The organism is Pseudomonas sp. LARHCG127 (genome assembly GCF_052871455.1).
Window position 1 is genome coordinate 1 of the sequence record NZ_JBIXJT010000036.1, and the last position, 16,547, is coordinate 16,547.

The 16,547-nt window shown below is 61.3% G+C and carries 15 protein-coding genes and 1 pseudogene; 3 read left to right on the plus strand and 13 right to left on the minus strand.

Annotated elements, in window-relative coordinates; translation table 11 throughout:
• Positions 1-229 (plus strand): annotated as a pseudogene (locus tag ACIPQ1_RS28565) (hypothetical protein); the annotation flags it as partial.
• 714 nt (positions 230-943) lie between these two features.
• Here the strand turns inward: ACIPQ1_RS28565 and thiO are convergent.
• Genes thiO through ACIPQ1_RS28600 form a run of 7 tightly spaced genes read right to left on the minus strand, consistent with a single transcriptional unit; the run spans position 944 to position 7,725 of the window.
• Positions 944-2,044 carry a glycine oxidase ThiO gene (gene thiO, locus ACIPQ1_RS28570; protein ID WP_446535138.1) on the minus strand — a complete coding sequence of 367 codons (1,101 nt, stop codon included), beginning with the start codon at positions 2,042-2,044 and terminating at the stop codon, positions 944-946.
• Between the two features lie 56 nt (positions 2,045-2,100).
• A complete protein-coding gene (locus tag ACIPQ1_RS28575) occupies positions 2,101-2,499 on the minus strand; it encodes a type IV pilin protein (protein WP_250964795.1) in 399 nt (132 codons plus the stop codon).
• An 11-nt stretch (positions 2,500-2,510) separates the two neighbouring features.
• Positions 2,511-5,612: a pilus assembly protein gene (locus tag ACIPQ1_RS28580; RefSeq protein WP_446535139.1), complete on the minus strand. Its 3,102-nt coding sequence runs from the start codon at positions 5,610-5,612 to the stop codon at positions 2,511-2,513.
• Positions 5,599-6,078 carry a pilus assembly PilX family protein gene (locus ACIPQ1_RS28585; protein ID WP_411387557.1) on the minus strand — a complete coding sequence of 160 codons (480 nt, stop codon included), beginning with the start codon at positions 6,076-6,078 and terminating at the stop codon, positions 5,599-5,601. Before ACIPQ1_RS28585 ends, ACIPQ1_RS28580 begins: the two co-directional genes overlap by 14 nt.
• 5 nt (positions 6,079-6,083) lie before the next feature.
• Positions 6,084-6,800, minus strand: coding sequence for a PilW family protein (locus ACIPQ1_RS28590; RefSeq protein ID WP_411385669.1), 717 nt, complete (start codon positions 6,798-6,800; stop codon positions 6,084-6,086).
• Positions 6,797-7,258: a type IV pilus modification protein PilV gene (gene pilV, locus ACIPQ1_RS28595; protein ID WP_446535140.1), complete on the minus strand. Its 462-nt coding sequence runs from the start codon at positions 7,256-7,258 to the stop codon at positions 6,797-6,799. The genes ACIPQ1_RS28590 and pilV overlap by 4 nt, the downstream gene beginning before the upstream one ends.
• On the minus strand, positions 7,255-7,725 hold the full coding sequence (locus tag ACIPQ1_RS28600; protein ID WP_186730515.1) for a GspH/FimT family pseudopilin: 471 nt from the start codon (positions 7,723-7,725) through the stop codon (positions 7,255-7,257). The genes pilV and ACIPQ1_RS28600 overlap by 4 nt, the downstream gene beginning before the upstream one ends.
• Before the next feature lie 128 nt (positions 7,726-7,853).
• Between ACIPQ1_RS28600 and ACIPQ1_RS28605 the strand changes: the two genes are divergently transcribed.
• Positions 7,854-8,393, plus strand: a complete 540-nt coding sequence (locus ACIPQ1_RS28605) for a GspH/FimT family pseudopilin (protein WP_250964790.1) — start codon at positions 7,854-7,856, stop codon at positions 8,391-8,393.
• On the opposite strand, the gene ispH is transcribed toward ACIPQ1_RS28605, so the two are convergent.
• The 6 genes from ispH to murJ all read right to left on the minus strand — a co-directional run bounded on the left by ispH (position 8,347) and on the right by murJ (position 15,854).
• Positions 8,347-9,294, minus strand: a complete 948-nt coding sequence (gene ispH, locus ACIPQ1_RS28610) for a 4-hydroxy-3-methylbut-2-enyl diphosphate reductase (RefSeq protein ID WP_122564938.1) — start codon at positions 9,292-9,294, stop codon at positions 8,347-8,349. The genes ACIPQ1_RS28605 and ispH overlap by 47 nt on opposite strands.
• Positions 9,295-9,467: 173 nt before the next feature.
• Positions 9,468-9,905: an FKBP-type peptidyl-prolyl cis-trans isomerase gene (fkpB, locus tag ACIPQ1_RS28615; RefSeq protein WP_030140281.1), complete on the minus strand. Its 438-nt coding sequence runs from the start codon at positions 9,903-9,905 to the stop codon at positions 9,468-9,470.
• Positions 9,898-10,410: a signal peptidase II gene (gene lspA / locus ACIPQ1_RS28620; protein ID WP_434703956.1), complete on the minus strand. Its 513-nt coding sequence runs from the start codon at positions 10,408-10,410 to the stop codon at positions 9,898-9,900. The genes fkpB and lspA overlap by 8 nt, the downstream gene beginning before the upstream one ends.
• Positions 10,403-13,234: an isoleucine--tRNA ligase gene (gene ileS / locus ACIPQ1_RS28625; protein ID WP_446535141.1), complete on the minus strand. Its 2,832-nt coding sequence runs from the start codon at positions 13,232-13,234 to the stop codon at positions 10,403-10,405. The genes lspA and ileS overlap by 8 nt, the downstream gene beginning before the upstream one ends.
• A gap of 13 nt (positions 13,235-13,247) precedes the next feature.
• The gene (gene ribF, locus ACIPQ1_RS28630; RefSeq protein WP_186709827.1) at positions 13,248-14,186 is read right to left on the minus strand and encodes a bifunctional riboflavin kinase/FAD synthetase; all 939 of its coding nucleotides are present in this window, start codon (positions 14,184-14,186) and stop codon (positions 13,248-13,250) included.
• A 129-nt stretch (positions 14,187-14,315) separates the two neighbouring features.
• Positions 14,316-15,854: a murein biosynthesis integral membrane protein MurJ gene (gene murJ, locus ACIPQ1_RS28635; protein ID WP_446535142.1), complete on the minus strand. Its 1,539-nt coding sequence runs from the start codon at positions 15,852-15,854 to the stop codon at positions 14,316-14,318.
• A gap of 254 nt (positions 15,855-16,108) precedes the next feature.
• Between murJ and rpsT the strand changes: the two genes are divergently transcribed.
• Positions 16,109-16,387, plus strand: a complete 279-nt coding sequence (gene rpsT, locus ACIPQ1_RS28640) for a 30S ribosomal protein S20 (protein WP_003185593.1) — start codon at positions 16,109-16,111, stop codon at positions 16,385-16,387.
• Positions 16,388-16,547: the final 160 nt, after the last annotated feature.

The window sequence follows — 16,547 nt, forward strand, 5'->3', positions numbered from 1 at the left end:
AAGGGCCATCCATGGCCCAGCGCGGCTATCCCGGCATCCATGCCGGGATGCCCACTCCACAATACCTACGTTCGGCCAGCGTGGTTTAACGGGGCGTCCGAGATCAAAGTCAAAAGCAGAGCAACAGCAACAGCAACAGCAACTGCAACTGCAACTGCAACTGCAACTGCAACTGCAACTGCAACTGCAACTGCAACTGAGGGATAGGCCCACATTGGCTCGAAGATGATTTACAAACTTTTTGGCCACCTAAATCCTGTGGGAGCGAGCTTGCTCGCGATGGCGGTGCCCCAGTTGAGAAGATGTTGGGCTGCTGGCCCCATCGCGAGCAAGCTCGCTCCCACAGGAGGTCCGAGCGCATGAAATATTGTGTCTACTGAAGATTCAATGTGGGAGCGAGCCTGCTCGCGATGGCGGTGTCATGGCCGATGAAGGTGCTGAATGTGCAGGCCTCTTCGCGAGCAGGCTCGCTCCCACAATTGGATCGGTGTACGAACGGAAGAATCAGGTCGACTGTAAGCCCGCCTCGCGAGCAAGCTTTGCTCCCACAGATCTGATGGGTGTACGAGCGGGAGAGCCAGGTCGGCTATAAGGCCGCCTCGGCCCGGCTTTTGATCTGGAGGCCCCTTTAACCACGATGGCCGAACGCAGGCATTGTGGAGTGGGCAACCCGGCATGGATGCCGGGTTAGCCGCGCTGGGCCATGGATGGCCCTTCGCGGCGGCCCACGGAGCAATGCCGGAGTGAGGGCATGCCGAGCCTAAGCGAGGCACCGAGTGGTGGGGCAAGCCTTTTTTGCTTACTTTTTTTGGCGTTTGAAAAAAAGTGAGCCGCCGTAAGGGCGGAACCCTAAGTAGCCGTTACCGCAGAAATGGATATGTACTCAATCAAACCGCCATCGCGAGCAGGCTCGCTCCCACAATTTGGATCAGAGTATAAAACCTTACAACCGCCCCGCCGGCGCATAAGGCGCAGGATCAATCACCGGCTCACGCCCCAACATCAAATCCGTAAACAACTGACACGAAGCCGGCGCCAACACCAACCCATTGCGATAATGCCCACAGTTCAGCCAAAGCCCTGCAATCCCCGGCACCTCGCCGATATAGGGAATACCTTCAGGCGACCCAGGCCGCAACCCGGCCCAATGCCCCACCACCTCGGCACCCGCCAACGCCGGAATCAGCTGCTGCGCCGAAGCCTTCAGGCTCTCCAACGCAACCTCGGTCGGGGTCTTGTCGAAACCTTCACGCTCCAGCGTACTGCCGACCAGAATATGCCCATCACGCCTCGGGATCGCATAACGCCCCTTGGCCAGAACCATGCTCGACAGAAAATCCGATGCGCACTTGTACAGAATCATCTGGCCCTTGACCGGCTCGACCGGCAATTTCAAGCCCAAGGTCTTGAGCAACTCACCGCTCCAGGCACCGGCGGCCAGCACCACCTCATCGCCATGAATTTCACCGGCAGAACTGTGCACGCCCACCACGCGCCCACCGTCGCGAATGAACCCGCTGACTTCGCAATGCTCATGCAGCGTGACGTTCGGCATCGCCTGCAACGCAGCCTTGAGGGATTTCACCAGCCGCGGATTACGCACGTTGGCCACGTCAGCCATGTAGATCGCCCGGGAAAAACCCGCGCCCAGCACCGGCACCGCATCATGAACCGCCGAGATATCCACAGCCCGCAGCGGGCGCCCTTCCCGCCTGGCCCAGGCCAGCGCTTCGTCCTGGTCGTCCAGATCCAACCAATAAAGCCCGGTCACATGTACTTGCGGGTCGATCCCGGTGGCTGCGAACAGACGCTCCCCCAGCTGTGGATAAAAATCCTGTGACCAATGGGCCAGCGCCGTGACCGCCGGGCTATAGCGCCACGGGTACAACGGCGAAACAATACCGCCACCGGCCCAGGACGATTCCTGGCCGACATTGGAACGGTCCAGCAGCACCACACGTTGCCCTTCGGACGCCAGATTGAACGCCGTCAGCAGGCCGATGACTCCGCCACCGACAATCACCACTTGCTGTTGCCTGGTCATGTTCTGATTCAACTCACAAACAAAGGGCGCATAAAGCGCGCCCGGATAAAAGAAACTCAGCGCCCCCAACAATCCTTGGCAGTCACCCCAGCAGCATTTTCCACGCTTCGTACGCCGGTATTGGTAATTTTGAAGTCACCGCACTTGTCCGTCGCCATGGACGAGCCGCTCTTGCGCACGGCGGTCAGGATGAAGCTCTGGTCCGTCAGTGTCGGGGTAATGGTGTAGAAATCGTTGCCACTACTCAGCCCGGTCGCATTGGTGTAGACGCTGTTCTTCGAATAGTGGCGTTCGAGAATTTGCGCCTGCTCCGACAAGAGCCCGGCGATTTCGGCCCGTCGGCCCTTCTTCATGTATTCGGTCAGGCTCGGATAGCCGACGGTGATCACGATACCGATGATCGCGATCACGATCATGATTTCGATCAAGGTGAAACCGCGGTTGGATCTGCGCATGCCTTGCTCCCTCATTGTATTTGCCGCCACATGATACGGCGGCTGCCGCCGACGGATTTGCCCAGCAGGTCGGTGATACCACCACCGGAGTCGTTCACGATCATATTGGTGGCCCCGTTGGCACTGACGACGGCGCTCAATGTCGGGATGCCGCCCGTGAACACCACGCCGGCGGAAATCGTGTCGAGGCTGGTGAGCGAACCATCATTGTTGGTATCGAGTACCGCATAGTTGAGCATCTTACCGTTGAACGCATCCAATTCGATCAGTTTGCCCGTACCGAAGCTGGCGCAAGGGTCAGTGGTGTCCACGGCGGCCGTGGTAAAGACCACACGCCCGAGCACCAGGCTGGCCGGGTTGATGACTCGCTCCCCGGTCAGCACGTTGTTGTACACCAACGGCAGGTACCAGCCCTTCTTTGCAGGATACGCCACGTCCGTCTGGCTGGTGGTCACGAACTGCCCGGTGCTGCCGGAAAACACCCCGGTGATCGACTGGGCCTGCAGGCTCGACACGGTGATTTGCCCCGCGCTGCCCGTGGCGTCCCAGATCGAATAGAACGCCTGCAGGTCCTTGTTGAGCTTGTCGGCTGCTTCGTTGAACTTGCCGGTACCAAAAAACACCTGGGTGCCGCCCTGGGGATTGTCTGCCAGCAGAGGTTGCACAGTGATCGGCTGGGTCGCGCCTCCGGGTGCGGTGAACAACGGCTGCCCAGCAAACGCCAGGCCCCAGGCGGTGGGTGAAGTGCCGCTGAGGTCGAACTTCCACATCCGCCCCTTCAAGTCACCACCGTACGCGGCCTGCACTATATTCTGCGAGTTGACTCGCAGCTTGACCGACGACAGGCCGTTATCGGTTTCGCTGCTGTTGATGACGATTTTGCGGATCAGCGAACCGTCACGGATATCCACCACGTACAACGCCGCCACACCTGTATTGCTGCCGTAGCCATTGGCGATGAACGCCGCCCAGCGACCGTCCGCCAGGCGTGCGACTTCGGGACGCGCATAGGCGTAGCCCAGGTCATTAAAGGCATTGGCCGTGTTGGCGACGGTTGGCGCACTGATTTGCCACAACGCCCGATACGCATTGCCGGCCGCCGCATCGAACAGCTGGACCGCATAGAACACCTTGCCCCCAGCCCCGGTGCCACCGACGGCCACGGTCTTCCAGGCGCTCCCCGACTGCACGTCGAATAGACCGATTTGTCCATCCACGAGGAATTTGTGGCTCACGCCGTTGATGTAGTTGACGTCGGCAATGTCCTGCAACGAGGGCAGCACGTTCGAAGGCATGTAGGCGTAACGCCGCGCGCCGTTTGCGCTGTTGATGACACTGAAGAAACCATCGTTGCCATTCACCACCAGGCTGGTGCTCATGTTTGTCGCCTTGGTCGCCAGGTAGGTGCTGTAGCTGGTGTCGTTGAGCAGGTCCGCAGCGGTCTGGTCATTGGGCGACGCCAGCACCAACGGCGAATTGATGATGTCGCCCAATAATGCGCTGCGCACCTTCAGGCCGGTCTTGTTGACGCCCTTGCTCCACTCCACCAAGTCATTGCCGGTGATCCCCGTGGGCAGGTTCTGGCTGAGGCTGGTTTGCTGGGCCGGCGAAAAATTGCCGTAGGCCAGGGTCACCGGCACGTTGGTCGCGGTGTTCCAGGATTGATAGATCGGCGCCGTGGCGCCGGGCACGATGGCGGTGTCGGTGGTCCATTGCACCGCTGCCGTGTTGACCGTACCCGCCGGGGTGAAGCCGAATGCCCGGATGGTCCCACGCCAGTCCTTGGGGTCATAAGTGGTCTGGTAGTAGCTGGAGGTGCTGGATAACGTGGCGGCGTTGGTGGTGCCGCCGCCCCCGGAGCCAGCTTTGGAAGTGATATCACTCAGGGCTGACGACAGCGCCGAATTCAGGCCTTCGCTGTCGCTCGCCGGATAATACTTGCCCGCCCCGTAACGGGCGGCGTCGGACAACATCTGGTTGGTGACGGCAAATCCTACGGTATAGGTATTGAGGTACTGCCGAGGAAAATCCACGCTGTTCCAGCTCTTGCCGGTGGCGTCGGTGCCGGTGGAGCGCATGTCGATGTCGAAGGCGAACTTGGCGATGTCGTCCAGGTAAAGCGTGTCGCCCTCCGCATTACCGAGAGGATCGACGCCATCGTTGCTGCTGATGCCATCCCAGTTTGGCAGCCGGGACAGGCCCTGCGGGTCGTTGGTGGGGAACGTCCGGTCGTAGGTGGGCAAGCCGTCGGTGACCACTACGCCGAAGTTTTTCTGGCAACGGTACTGGATCGGACTGGTGTAGGTGGCAGGCGTGCCATTGTAGTAAGGCGCCATGCCCCTGAAGTAGCGGGTAACCTCGTAATAGCTCTCGGCCAACGGTGTGTTCGCGACAGCGCCCAGGCCGTTGATGGCATTGATCAGGGCGCTGTAGTTGCTGTTGGCCTGGGTCTGGGTCACGCTGCCGCTGACGGGTGACAGGTCGCTGACAGCCCGGGCAATGTAGCCTCCCGGGCCGGAGTTGCTGAAATTGGGTGGGTTGAAGGTAGCAAGGCCGATGCGCAGGGCGCGGTTATTGGCGACCAACTCATTGGAGACATCCCGCGCCACGTTGATCCGATAATCCGTGGGGATCGTACCCGTGGTGAAATCGCGGCTCGAGCCGTTGGCCAGTGTCACCAGATACGCCAAGTATTTGCCGGTGTAACGGGTATCGCCGCCTCCCACAGGATCTGGCAAGCGCAGACAGATCCGGCCGATACTGGGTCGATAGAAACCATACCAGCCAGACGAGCAGCCGCCACGCAACAGGCTCACCAACAGGATATTCGAGTCCTCCAGGTCCAGCTCATACCTGTCGTTGCAGTTGTTACTGGCGTTGCATGCATAAGTACGTGTTTGCGTCGCCGCCGGATCAAACCCCGCAGCCCAAATGATGTTGTTCATGCTCCCCGAATCATCGATCAGCAGCATCACGTTCGGCGTGACAGCGGCCGCACTCAGCAAGGGCGAGTCCGAAGGCGTGAACGCATAGGCCGGGGCCGCCAGGTAAAGGCTCAGCATCGCGCCCCGCAATATCTGCCACCCTCTGCGAAGCGCCTTAATATTTCGCATAGATGCTCTCCACCACGCTGCGCTGGTTATTGCCCACCACCGCTACCGCCGTGATCCGGTACAGCGTCGCCGACGTATTAAGCGGCACATTGACGGCCGTGAGCGTCGTGCCGATGTTCTGCACACCATAGAACCCACCGGCGGCGGCCACCCAGAGCACCCCTGACGACGAATTGCGCCCCGCGACCGTCAACGTCGCCGACTCGGCCGGCGGTGCGCACTGGATCGTGGGGGCGCACCTCGGCAGGGAATAGGTTTCGACCTGCACCGCGCTTTCACCGACCCTCAGCGCCGCCTCGGCCATCTGGAACGACTGGTTGCGCTGCATGACGCTGCTGGTCATTTTTTCCTGGAGGGTGGCGCTCTGCATCGACGACAACCCGATCAACGTCAGCAACAACAGGAAAACCAGGCTGACCAGCAAGGCCATGCCACGTTGGCGATGCACATGCCCCATCGAAGTCATCTCCTTCATAGCAGCCGGTTGCGCAACGCGGCAACGACATTGAAGGTCTGCTCGCGCACCGCGTTCCTCGGATCAAAAAGCGTCAGGGTCAGGCGCACGCTGCGGATCAGGGCCGGGTCAGCCGGGTTACTGGTGTAGCTCGACGCCGCGATATCCGTAGCGCTGCCCGCCACGCCGAAGGTGACGTCGAACGCCCGCACGTTGTCCACCAGCACCGACAGGGTCGGCGGGTTGCCGGTGCCGCTGCCCAGTAGCAATTGATTGTTGTTGAAGCTGTAGACCAGTCGGCGAATCGGAAACGCCAACTGCCCCGTCGCCGGTAGCCGTGCGTTGCTATAGGCCGTCGCCGAGGTGAGGCAATCGGAGACGACGGTCCAGGTTGGGGCGCTACCGCCACTGCCTATGTCGGCGGTGACCAGGGTCAACCTCCGGTTGGCGTTATCCCAACGGATTGGCGTGACCTGGCTGACAGCGAAACTGTTATCCGATGAGGCATCGATGATGGTCGCCAAGCAACCGAACATGCCCACCATGCGAATTTCCTGGACCATTTTGCTCAAGGCAAACCGCGCGTCCTCCTGCATCACCGCAGCGGCGCTCTGGCTGACGTAAGTGTTCTTCGCGGCGATGAAAATCTGCACCACACCCAGGATGACGATCAGGCTGAGCACCAGCGCGATCATCAATTCGATCAGGCCGAAACCGCGACTGTGCCGGTTCATGGCGCCGTCCCCGGTGGATCAACGGCGACGCGGCTGGTCAGGACAAAGCTGCGTCGCGCCTCGGCGGCGTCGGTGGTGTTGGCGGCCCGGGCGTCGTCCCAGGAAATGGTGATGGTGTAGACCCGCTGGTTCAGCGCAACGGTGCCCGTGGCCGTGGCGCCGCCGAAGGCGACGATATTGGTCTTGAAGTCATAAAGGTCCTGATCGCGGGCCACGTTGAGGTTCGGCGAGCTGGGCGGCGTGATGGTGTAGTCGGCGCCGGAGTTGGCGCGAATGCGGTCCAGCAGGTCGTAGGCAATGAAACTGGCCTGGCTGGTCATGCGCGAGCTGTCGGTGTACTTGAGCGCATTGAGCTGGATCATCGCCGCCCCGAGCAAGCCGACGCCGAGAATCAGCACCGCCACCAGCACCTCGATCAGGGTCATGCCTCCCTGTCTCCTTTTACTGCAACCCTTCATCCGCAACTTCCCAATACGATTCGTCCATTGAGGCAAACACTCAGCGTCCTGCTCTGCGCCCCGCGTACATAATTGAAACTCACCGGCGTGGCCGGTGCCGATAGCCCGCCCAGATTGTTGAAATCAATGTTGGTCACGTCTGAGGTTAGCGTCAGAGTCGCGCCGCTGCTCATTGCTGGAACAACCCGCAATATATTGGGCGACGAGCCAGTACTGTCATACACCGTCAGTTCGCCGCTCCAGGCGCTGCCCTCGGCGGTGGGGCGAATTCGCGTGGTGATACCACGGTCGATCGCCGTCATCCGGGCAAAGTTCAGCGCCCGGCGCAAGTCGTCGATATCGGTGTCGGCCTTGGTGCTCTGCAGCGACCCGGTAAATGACGGCACCGCCATGGTGATCAGGATCAGCAGCACGCCAAGGGCCACCAGCACCTCGATCAGCGTGAAACCTTTTGTACGAAGATCCATCGGTGCCCTCCGTTGCCGTCGGCTATACCTGTTTCTACACGCTAGAACAAACCACCGCCTTTGTGTGCGGTTGTTTCGGTTTGCGGCGCCAGGAGCGCGTCGTTTTCGGACTCCAGGGAGGAGACGTCATGTATCAACAGGGCTTCAGCCTGATCGAACTGCTCATGGGACTGGCAATTGCCGCAATTGTTCTGCCGTGGGCCAGCGCAGGCTACAAAGAGCTGATCGAGTCCATCGAACGCGAGGATACCGCGCAGTTGCTGATCAGCGGGTTACGCAGCGCACGCAGCGAAGCCATCGCGCGCAACCGGACGGTCGTGCTCAGGGCGATAGACAACGATTGGGGCCGAGGCTGGCGCATTACCCTGGACGACAAGGAGAAGACGGTACTGATGGAGCGCCGCGCAAACGCCCGGGTGATGGGCAACGGGCCGGTAAAACGCAGGGTGAGGTTCGGCAACCAGGGGGAAGCCCTGCACCCCAGCGGCGCATTCCAGGCCGGCACGCTGCATGTCTGCGCCAAACGCGGGCCGCTCAGCCATCATCAAGTGATATTGGCGCCTTCAGGCCGTGTTCGCCTGGAAAGCGTCAAAACCGAGCAGGCCCTGTGCGAGAAAGGGCTCAAAGCAAAGAGCGGACGCGCAACTCTTTCGGCATCGAAAACGTGATGTTTTCCTCGCGACCGGCCAACTCATCGGCACCGGTGGCACCCCAGGCCTGCAATTGCTGGATCACGCCGCGCACCAGGACTTCCGGCGCGGACGCACCGGCGGTGATGCCGATGCGCTCGACGCCCTCGAACCAGCTGCGCTGCATGTCCTCGGCACCGTCGATCAGGTAGGCCGGGGTGGACATGCGCTCGGCCAGCTCACGCAAGCGGTTGGAGTTGGAGCTGTTCGGGCTGCCGACCACCAACACCACATCGCATTCGTTGGCCAGTTGCTTGACCGCATCCTGGCGGTTCTGGGTGGCGTAGCAGATGTCATCCTTGCGCGGCCCACCGATGGCCGGGAAGCGCGCACGCAGGGCGTCGATCACGCGGCTGGTGTCGTCCATGGACAGGGTCGTCTGGGTGACGAAGGCCAGGCTCTCGGGGTTGCGTACCTGCAAGGCCGCAACGTCTTCCTCGTCTTCGACCAGGTAGATCGCACCGCCGTTGCTGGCATCGTATTGGCCCATGGTGCCTTCGACTTCCGGGTGGCCTTCATGGCCGATCAGGATGCATTCGCGACCGTCACGGCTGTAGCGGGCCACTTCGATGTGCACCTTGGTCACCAATGGGCACGTCGCGTCGAACACCTTCAGGCCACGGCCGGCGGCTTCGCTGCGCACGGCCTGGGAAACCCCGTGGGCACTGAAGATAACAATGACGTCGTCCGGCACCTGGTCCAGTTCCTCGACGAAAATCGCCCCGCGGCTGCGCAGGTCTTCGACGACGAATTTATTGTGGACCACTTCGTGGCGCACGTAGATCGGCGGCCCGAAGACTTCCAGGGCGCGGTTGACGATTTCGATCGCCCGGTCCACACCGGCGCAGAAGCCACGGGGGTTGGCGAGTTTGATTTGCATGCTGTGCCTCGTGTCTTGCGCGCAAGAAATTGAATCGGTGCAATACCGTGTGGGAGCGAGCTTGCTCGCGATGAGGTATATCAGCCAACGTCAATATTGACTGGTACGACGCTATCGCGAGCAAGCTCGCTCCCACAGTGAATCGGGTGGCAGCAGGAACTGCCTGTTAAACCTTAAACCGCCTTCACTTCGAGGATTTCCACCTCGAAGTTCAAGGTCTTGCCTGCCAGCGGATGGTTGAAGTCCACCGTCACCTGGGCGTCATCAAAAGCCTTCACCACACCCGGCAATTCGGTATTGGCCGCGTCGTTGAAGATCACCAGCAGGCCCTCGGACAGCTCCATGTCTTGGAACTGGGAGCGTGGCATGGTCTGCACGTTTTGCGGGTTGGGCTGACCAAAGGCGTTTTCTGGTGGCACGACCACGGTGCGCTTGTCGCCGGCCTTGAACCCGAAGATCGCCGCTTCGAAGCCCGGCAGCAGGTTACCGTCACCGACCTTGAACACCGCCGGCGCCTTGTCGAAGGTGCTGTCGACGGTGTCGCCGTTTTCCAGGTGCAGGGCGAAGTGAAGCTTCACTTCGGTATTTTGAGCGATACGCTGCTCAGTCATGGACGGCTTCTCCGGTTTTCTTGCTCTTGAACATATCCAGGGCGAGCATCACCGCACCCACGCTGATGGCGCTGTCGGCAAAGTTGAACGCCGGGAAATACCAGCGGTTCTGCCAATGCACCAGGATGAAATCGATGACGTGGCCCAGGGCGATACGATCATAGAGATTGCCCAAGGCCCCACCGAGCACCAAGGCCAGCGCCACCGCCAGCCAAGTCTCATTGCGCCCCAGGCGCTTGAGCCAGACCACCAGCACGGCGCTGACCACAATGGCGATCAGGGCGAACAGCCAGCGCTGCCAGCCGGAGCTGTCGGCCAGGAAACTGAACGCCGCCCCGGTGTTGTAGGCCAAGGTCCAGCTGAAGTAATCGGGAATGATCACGATCTGCTGGTACATCGTCAGCGAGTTCTCGAAGTGGTACTTGCTGGCCTGGTCGATGACCAGGACCAGCACGCTCAACCAGAGCCAGCCCAACCGCCCGAAGCGGCCCGCCACATTAGGCATAGTGACGAACCTCGCCAGCACCGCTGATGTTGTCCACGCAACGACCGCAGATTTCCGGATGCTCCGGGTTCACGCCGACGTCTTCGCGACAGTGCCAGCAACGGGCGCACTTGGTGTGGTTCGACTTGACGATCTTCAGCTTCAGGCCGCTGACTTCAGTGGCCACCGCATCGGCCGGCGCCTGCACCAACGGCGCGACACTGGCGGTGGAGGTGATCAGCACGAAGCGCAGCTCGTTGCCCAGCTTCGCCAGGTCGGCGTCCAGGGCATCTTCGGCGTAGAGGGTCACTTCGGCCTGGAGGTTGCCGCCGACAGCCTTGGCCGCCCGCTGGATCTCCATTTCCTTGTTGACCGCCGCCTTGACTGCCATCACACGATCCCAATACGCACGGTCCAGCTCGAAGCCTTGCGGCAGTTCGGTCAGGCCTTCGTACCAGGTGTTGAGCATCACCGACTCGTTGCGCTCGCCTGGCAGGTACTGCCACAGCTCGTCGGCGGTGAACGCCAGGATCGGCGCGATCCAGCGCACCAGGGCCTCGCTGATGTGGAACAGCGCGGTCTGGCACGAACGACGGGCCTTGCTGTTGGCGCCGGTGGTGTACTGGCGGTCCTTGATGATGTCGAGGTAGAAACCACCCAGCTCCTGCACGCAGAAGTTGTGGATCTTGGAATAGACGTTCCAGAAGCGGTATTCGCCGTAGTGCTCCTGCAACTCGCGTTGCAGCAGCAGGGTACGGTCCACGGCCCAACGGTCCAGCGCGAGCATTTCTTCGGCCGGCAGCAGGTCGGTGGCCGGGTTGAAGCCGGTCAGGTTCGAAAGCAGGAAGCGCGCGGTGTTACGGATCCGCCGGTAGGCGTCCGCGCTGCGCTGCAGGATCTGCTCGGAAACGGCCATCTCGCCGGAATAGTCGGTGGACGCCACCCACAGGCGCATGATGTCGGCGCCCAGGGTGTCATTGACCTTTTGCGGCGCGATCACGTTGCCCAGGGACTTGGACATCTTGCGGCCAGACTCATCGACGGTGAAGCCGTGGGTCAGCAGTTCGCGGTACGGCGCGTGATTGTCGATGGCGCAACCGGTCAGCAAGGACGAGTGGAACCAGCCACGGTGTTGGTCCGAGCCTTCCAGGTACAGGTCGGCGCGTGGGCCGGTCTCGTGGCCCATCGGGTGCGAACCGCGCAGCACGTGCCAGTGGGTGGTGCCGGAGTCGAACCAGACGTCCAGGGTGTCGCTGATCTTGTCGTACAGCGGTGCTTCGTCGCCCAGCAGCTCGGCGGCATCCATCTTGAACCAGGCCTCGATGCCTTCGGCTTCGACGCGCTTGGCCACGATTTCCATCAGTTCGACGGTGCGCGGGTGCAACTCGCCGCTTTCCTTGTCCAGGAAGAACGGGATCGGCACGCCCCAGTTGCGCTGGCGGGAGATGCACCAGTCCGGACGGTTGGCGATCATCGAGTGCAGGCGCGCCTGGCCCCAGGCCGGCACGAACTGGGTTTCCTCGATGGCCTTGAGGGAGCGCTGGCGCAGGGTGTCACCGCTGGTGGGCTGCTTGTCCATGCCGATGAACCACTGCGCGGTGGCGCGGTAGATCAGCGGGGTCTTGTGGCGCCAGCAGTGCATGTAGCTGTGTTCGATGACGGTGGTGTGCAGCAGCGCGCCGACTTCGGTGAGCTTGTCGACGATGGCCGGGTTGGCTTTCCAGATGAACTGGCCACCGAAGAACTCCAGCGATGGCGCGTACACGCCATTGCTCTGCACCGGGTTGAGGATGTCGTCGTTGACCATGCCGTATTTCTTGCAGGTCACGAAGTCGTCGACGCCATAGGCCGGTGCGGAGTGAACCACGCCAGTGCCCGCGCCCAACTCCACATAGTCGGCAAGGTACACTGGCGACAGGCGGTCATAGAACGGATGGCGGAAATTGATCAGTTCCAGCGCCGAACCCGGCGCGGTGGCGATCACCGAACCTTCGAGGTTGTAGCGGACCAGGCAGGATTCGACCAGTTCTTCGGCCAGCACCAGCAGCTTGTCGCCGACGTCGACCAAGGCGTAGTTGAATTCCGGGTGGACGTTCAGCGCCTGGTTGGCCGGGATGGTCCACGGGGTGGTGGTCCAGATCACGATCGATGCGGGCTTGGCCAGCTTGCCCAGGCCGAACGCGGCGGCGAGCTTGTCTTCATCGGCGATCGGGAACGCGACGTCGATGGTCGAGGACTTCTTGTTTTCGTACTCGACTTCCGCCTCGGCCAGGGCCGAACCGCAATCGAAGCACCAGTTCACCGGCTTGAGGCCCTTGAACACGAAGCCGCCCTCGACGATTTTCGCCAGGGCACGGATTTCGCCCGCTTCGTTCTTGAAGTCCATGGTCTTGTACGGGTTGGCGAAGTCGCCCAGCACGCCAAGGCGGATGAATTCGGACTTCTGCCCTTCGATCTGCTCGGTGGCGTAGGCACGGCACAGCTCGCGGGTCTTGTCCGCGCCCAGGTTCTTGCCGTGGGTCACTTCGACCTTGTGCTCGATCGGCAGGCCATGGCAGTCCCAGCCCGGGACATACGGCGCATCAAAACCCGACAGGGTCTTGGAGCGGATGATCATGTCCTTGAGAATCTTGTTCAGCGCGTGACCGATGTGGATGGTGCCGTTGGCGTACGGAGGGCCGTCGTGCAGGACGAACTTCGGACGATCCTTGCCAATTTCGCGCAACTTTCCGTACAGGCCAATGCTGTCCCAACGCTGCAGAATCTGTGGTTCGCGCTGAGGCAGGCCGGCCTTCATTGGGAAGGCGGTGTCCGGAAGGTTTAGCGTGGCTTTATAGTCGGTCATTTAAGGCTCTTCATTAGCGATTGGCGCTGGTTGCGACAAGGGCACGGGCGGCGGCGATATCTGCATGGATCGCCGTCTTGAGCGCCTCCAGGGAGGCAAAACGCTGCTCTTCACGCAGCTTATGGTGGAAAACCACCGTCAAACGCCGGTCATACAGATCGCCGGCAAAATCCAGAACATGTACTTCAAGGTGGGCCTTGCCATCGCCCTGGACCGTGGGTCGCACGCCGATGTTGGCGACGCCGGGCCAGGTCTTGCCGTCGATCTCGACACTCACCAGGAACACCCCGGTCAGCGGCACACGACGGCGCTTGAGCTGCACGTTGGCCGTCGGCGTGCCCAGTTGGCGCGCCAGTTTCTGCCCGTGCAGGATCCGCCCGGCAATCCGGTACGGCCGGCCGAGCAAGCGCTCGGCCAATTCGAAGTCGGCCGCCGCCAAGGCATTGCGGACCTGGGTACTGCTGACGCGCAAGCCATCCATCTCGACGGTCTGCGCCGCTTCGACGGTGAACCCCTGGGCGATACCGGCCTGTTGCAGGTAATCGAAATCCCCGGACCGGTCGCAGCCGAAACGGAAATCATCGCCGACTTCCAGATGTTTCACATCGAGACCGTCCACCAGGATGGTCTCGACAAATTCGGCGGCGCTGAGTTTGCTCAGGCGTTGGTTGAAGGCCAGGCACAGGACCCGGTCGACGCCTTCGGCGGCCAGCAGTTGCAGTTTGTCCCGCAACCGGGCCAAACGGGCCGGGGCGGTGTCCGGGGCGAAAAACTCCCGGGGCTGCGGCTCGAAGATCACCACGCAGCTGGGCACGCCCAATTCCAGCGCACGCTCGCGCAGCCGCGCCAGGATAGCCTGGTGGCCACGGTGAACACCGTCAAAGTTGCCAATAGTGGCGACACAGCCCCGATGCTGGGGGCGCAGGTTGTGGAGGCCTCGAACCAGCTGCATAACGCGCTTCTTGCTCATAAAGTGGCCGATTATAACCACACCCGGCGGCCGACGACAGGCAACACCGCACCCCAAAGTGATCGAACCGACAAAACCACTGCCCGACCCGGGATTATCGAGGGCCCGCCCTCAGCTCAAGGCCTTGCGGTTGAAGTCGCGCAGACGGAACCCCATCAGCAGCAACATGCCGAAATACGCCACCACGCCGGCCACCACCAGGGCGCCCAGGCGCAGGAAACGCTCGAGCATCTGCCCTTCGCCCCAGGGCGGCATGAAATGCATCGCCCCCAGCAACACCGCCGACATCACCGCCACGGCCACCAGCAGCTTGAGGCCGAACTTGGCCCAGCCCGGTTGTGGTTGATACATCTTTTGCTTGCGCAACTGATAGAACAGCAGCCCGGCGTTGAGGCAGGCACCGGCGCTGATCGCCAGGGCCAGGCCCGCGTGGGCCAATGGGCCGATGAGCAGCAGGTTGAACAACTGCGTCATCACCAGGGTGAAAATGGCGATCTTCACCGGCGTGCGGATGTTCTGCTGGGCGTAGAACCCTGGCGCCAGCACCTTGATCACGATGATCCCGAGCAAGCCCACCGAGTAAGCGATCAGTGCCCGCTGAGTCATCAAGGCATCAAAGGCACTGAATTGGCCGTACTGGAACAGCGAGACGGTCAACGGTTCGGCGAGGATCCCCAGCGCCAGCGCACACGGCAGCACCAGCACAAAGCACAGGCGCAGGCCCCAATCGAGGATCCGCGAATATTCGTGGCGGTCCTGGCTGGCGTAGGTCTTGGCCAGGGTTGGCAGCAGGATCGTGCCCAGGGCCACGCCCAGCACGCCGGACGGCAACTCCATCAAGCGATCGGCGTAGTACATCCACGACACCGAGCCGGCCACCAGGAACGAGGCAAAGATGGTGTTGATGATCAGGGAAATCTGGCTCACCGACACCCCGAGGATCGCCGGCAGCATCTGCTTCATCACCCGCCATACGCCGCTGTCGCGCAGGTTCAGCCGCGGCAGCACCAGCATGCCGATCTTTTTCAGGTGCGGCAGTTGATACAACAGTTGCGCCAGGCCGCCGACCAGTACCGCCCAGCCCAGGGCCATTACCGGCGGATCGAAGTAAGGCGTCAGGAATACCGCGAACACGATCATGCTGACGTTGAGCAGGGTCGGCACAAAGGCCGGCACGGAAAAGCGGTTCCAGGTATTGAGGATCGCCCCGGCCAGGGACGACAGGGAAATCAGCAATATATAAGGAAAGGTCACCCGCAGCAGGTCAGCGGTGAGCTGGAATTTTTCCGGGGTATCGGTAAAGCCCGGCGCCGTGGCCCAGATCACCCAGGGCGCGGCGAGCATGCCGGCGGCCGTGACCAGCGCCAGCACCAAGGTCAGCAGGCCGGTGACGTAGGCAATGAATGTGCGAGTCGCCTCGTCGCCCTTCTGGCTTTTATATTCCGCCAGGATCGGCACAAAGGCCTGGGAGAACGCGCCTTCGGCGAAGATCCGCCGCAACAGGTTGGGCAGCTTGAAGGCGATGAAGAAGGCGTCGGTGGCCATCCCGGCGCCGAATATCCGTGCGATCAACGTATCGCGAACGAACCCCAGGACACGGGAAAGCATCGTGATAGAGCTGACGGCGGCCAACGATTTGAGCAGATTCATGAAAAGAGTTTTTGCCTGTCGATAAACAGCAGGCGAACAACGCGCCCACTTGTGCGATACTCCGCGCCGCTAAACAGTGCAGAGCCAAAGCCCGCGAGTTTACAGGTCGCACGCCGGAAAGAAATCCTTCGGTGCGCAGCACCTGCCATTCAGCGGAACGCGTCACCCGCCCTTGACAAGACTTCAACTCATCGGCATGATTCGCGGCCTATTTTGTTTGCTATTTCCCAAAAAGTCTTTCGAGGAGCTCGACGGTGGCCAACACACCTTCCGCCAAAAAACGTGCAAAACAGGCTGAGAAGCGTCGCAGCCACAACGCCAGCCTGCGTTCCATGGTCCGTACCTACATCAAGAACGTAGTCAAGGCCATCGACGCAAAAGACGCTGAAAAAGCTCAAGCTGCTTACGTTCTGGCTGTGCCAGTTATCGACCGCATGGCCGATAAAGGCATCATCCACAAGAACAAGGCTGCTCGCCATAAGAGCCGCCTGAATGGCCACGTAAAGGCCCTGAACGTTGCCGCTGCTGCCTAAGCGACGCGCTCATTAAAAAACCGACCTCAGGGTCGGTTTTTTATTGCCTGCGATTTAACCCCCCAACCAGAACAGCCCCTCCCCTTGTGGGAGCGAGCCTGCTCGCGATGGCGGTGGGTCAGTCAATGGAGATAGTGACGGTATCGCCGCCTTCGCGAGC

What these genes read in the sequence shown, in the direction of transcription:
- thiO (WP_446535138.1), bottom strand. Translation starts at nt 2,044, where the DNA reads ATGACCAGGCAACAGCAAGTGGTGATTGTCGGTGGCGGAGTCATCGGC.
- ACIPQ1_RS28575 (WP_250964795.1), bottom strand. Translation starts at nt 2,499, where the DNA reads ATGCGCAGATCCAACCGCGGTTTCACCTTGATCGAAATCATGATCGTG.
- ACIPQ1_RS28580 (WP_446535139.1), bottom strand. Translation starts at nt 5,612, where the DNA reads ATGCGAAATATTAAGGCGCTTCGCAGAGGGTGGCAGATATTGCGGGGC.
- ACIPQ1_RS28585 (WP_411387557.1), bottom strand. Translation starts at nt 6,078, where the DNA reads ATGACTTCGATGGGGCATGTGCATCGCCAACGTGGCATGGCCTTGCTG.
- ACIPQ1_RS28590 (WP_411385669.1), bottom strand. Translation starts at nt 6,800, where the DNA reads ATGAACCGGCACAGTCGCGGTTTCGGCCTGATCGAATTGATGATCGCG.
- pilV (WP_446535140.1), bottom strand. Translation starts at nt 7,258, where the DNA reads ATGAAGGGTTGCAGTAAAAGGAGACAGGGAGGCATGACCCTGATCGAG.
- ACIPQ1_RS28600 (WP_186730515.1), bottom strand. Translation starts at nt 7,725, where the DNA reads ATGGATCTTCGTACAAAAGGTTTCACGCTGATCGAGGTGCTGGTGGCC.
- ACIPQ1_RS28605 (WP_250964790.1), top strand. Translation starts at nt 7,854, where the DNA reads ATGTATCAACAGGGCTTCAGCCTGATCGAACTGCTCATGGGACTGGCA.
- ispH (WP_122564938.1), bottom strand. Translation starts at nt 9,294, where the DNA reads ATGCAAATCAAACTCGCCAACCCCCGTGGCTTCTGCGCCGGTGTGGAC.
- fkpB (WP_030140281.1), bottom strand. Translation starts at nt 9,905, where the DNA reads ATGACTGAGCAGCGTATCGCTCAAAATACCGAAGTGAAGCTTCACTTC.
- lspA (WP_434703956.1), bottom strand. Translation starts at nt 10,410, where the DNA reads ATGCCTAATGTGGCGGGCCGCTTCGGGCGGTTGGGCTGGCTCTGGTTG.
- ileS (WP_446535141.1), bottom strand. Translation starts at nt 13,234, where the DNA reads ATGACCGACTATAAAGCCACGCTAAACCTTCCGGACACCGCCTTCCCA.
- ribF (WP_186709827.1), bottom strand. Translation starts at nt 14,186, where the DNA reads ATGCAGCTGGTTCGAGGCCTCCACAACCTGCGCCCCCAGCATCGGGGC.
- murJ (WP_446535142.1), bottom strand. Translation starts at nt 15,854, where the DNA reads ATGAATCTGCTCAAATCGTTGGCCGCCGTCAGCTCTATCACGATGCTT.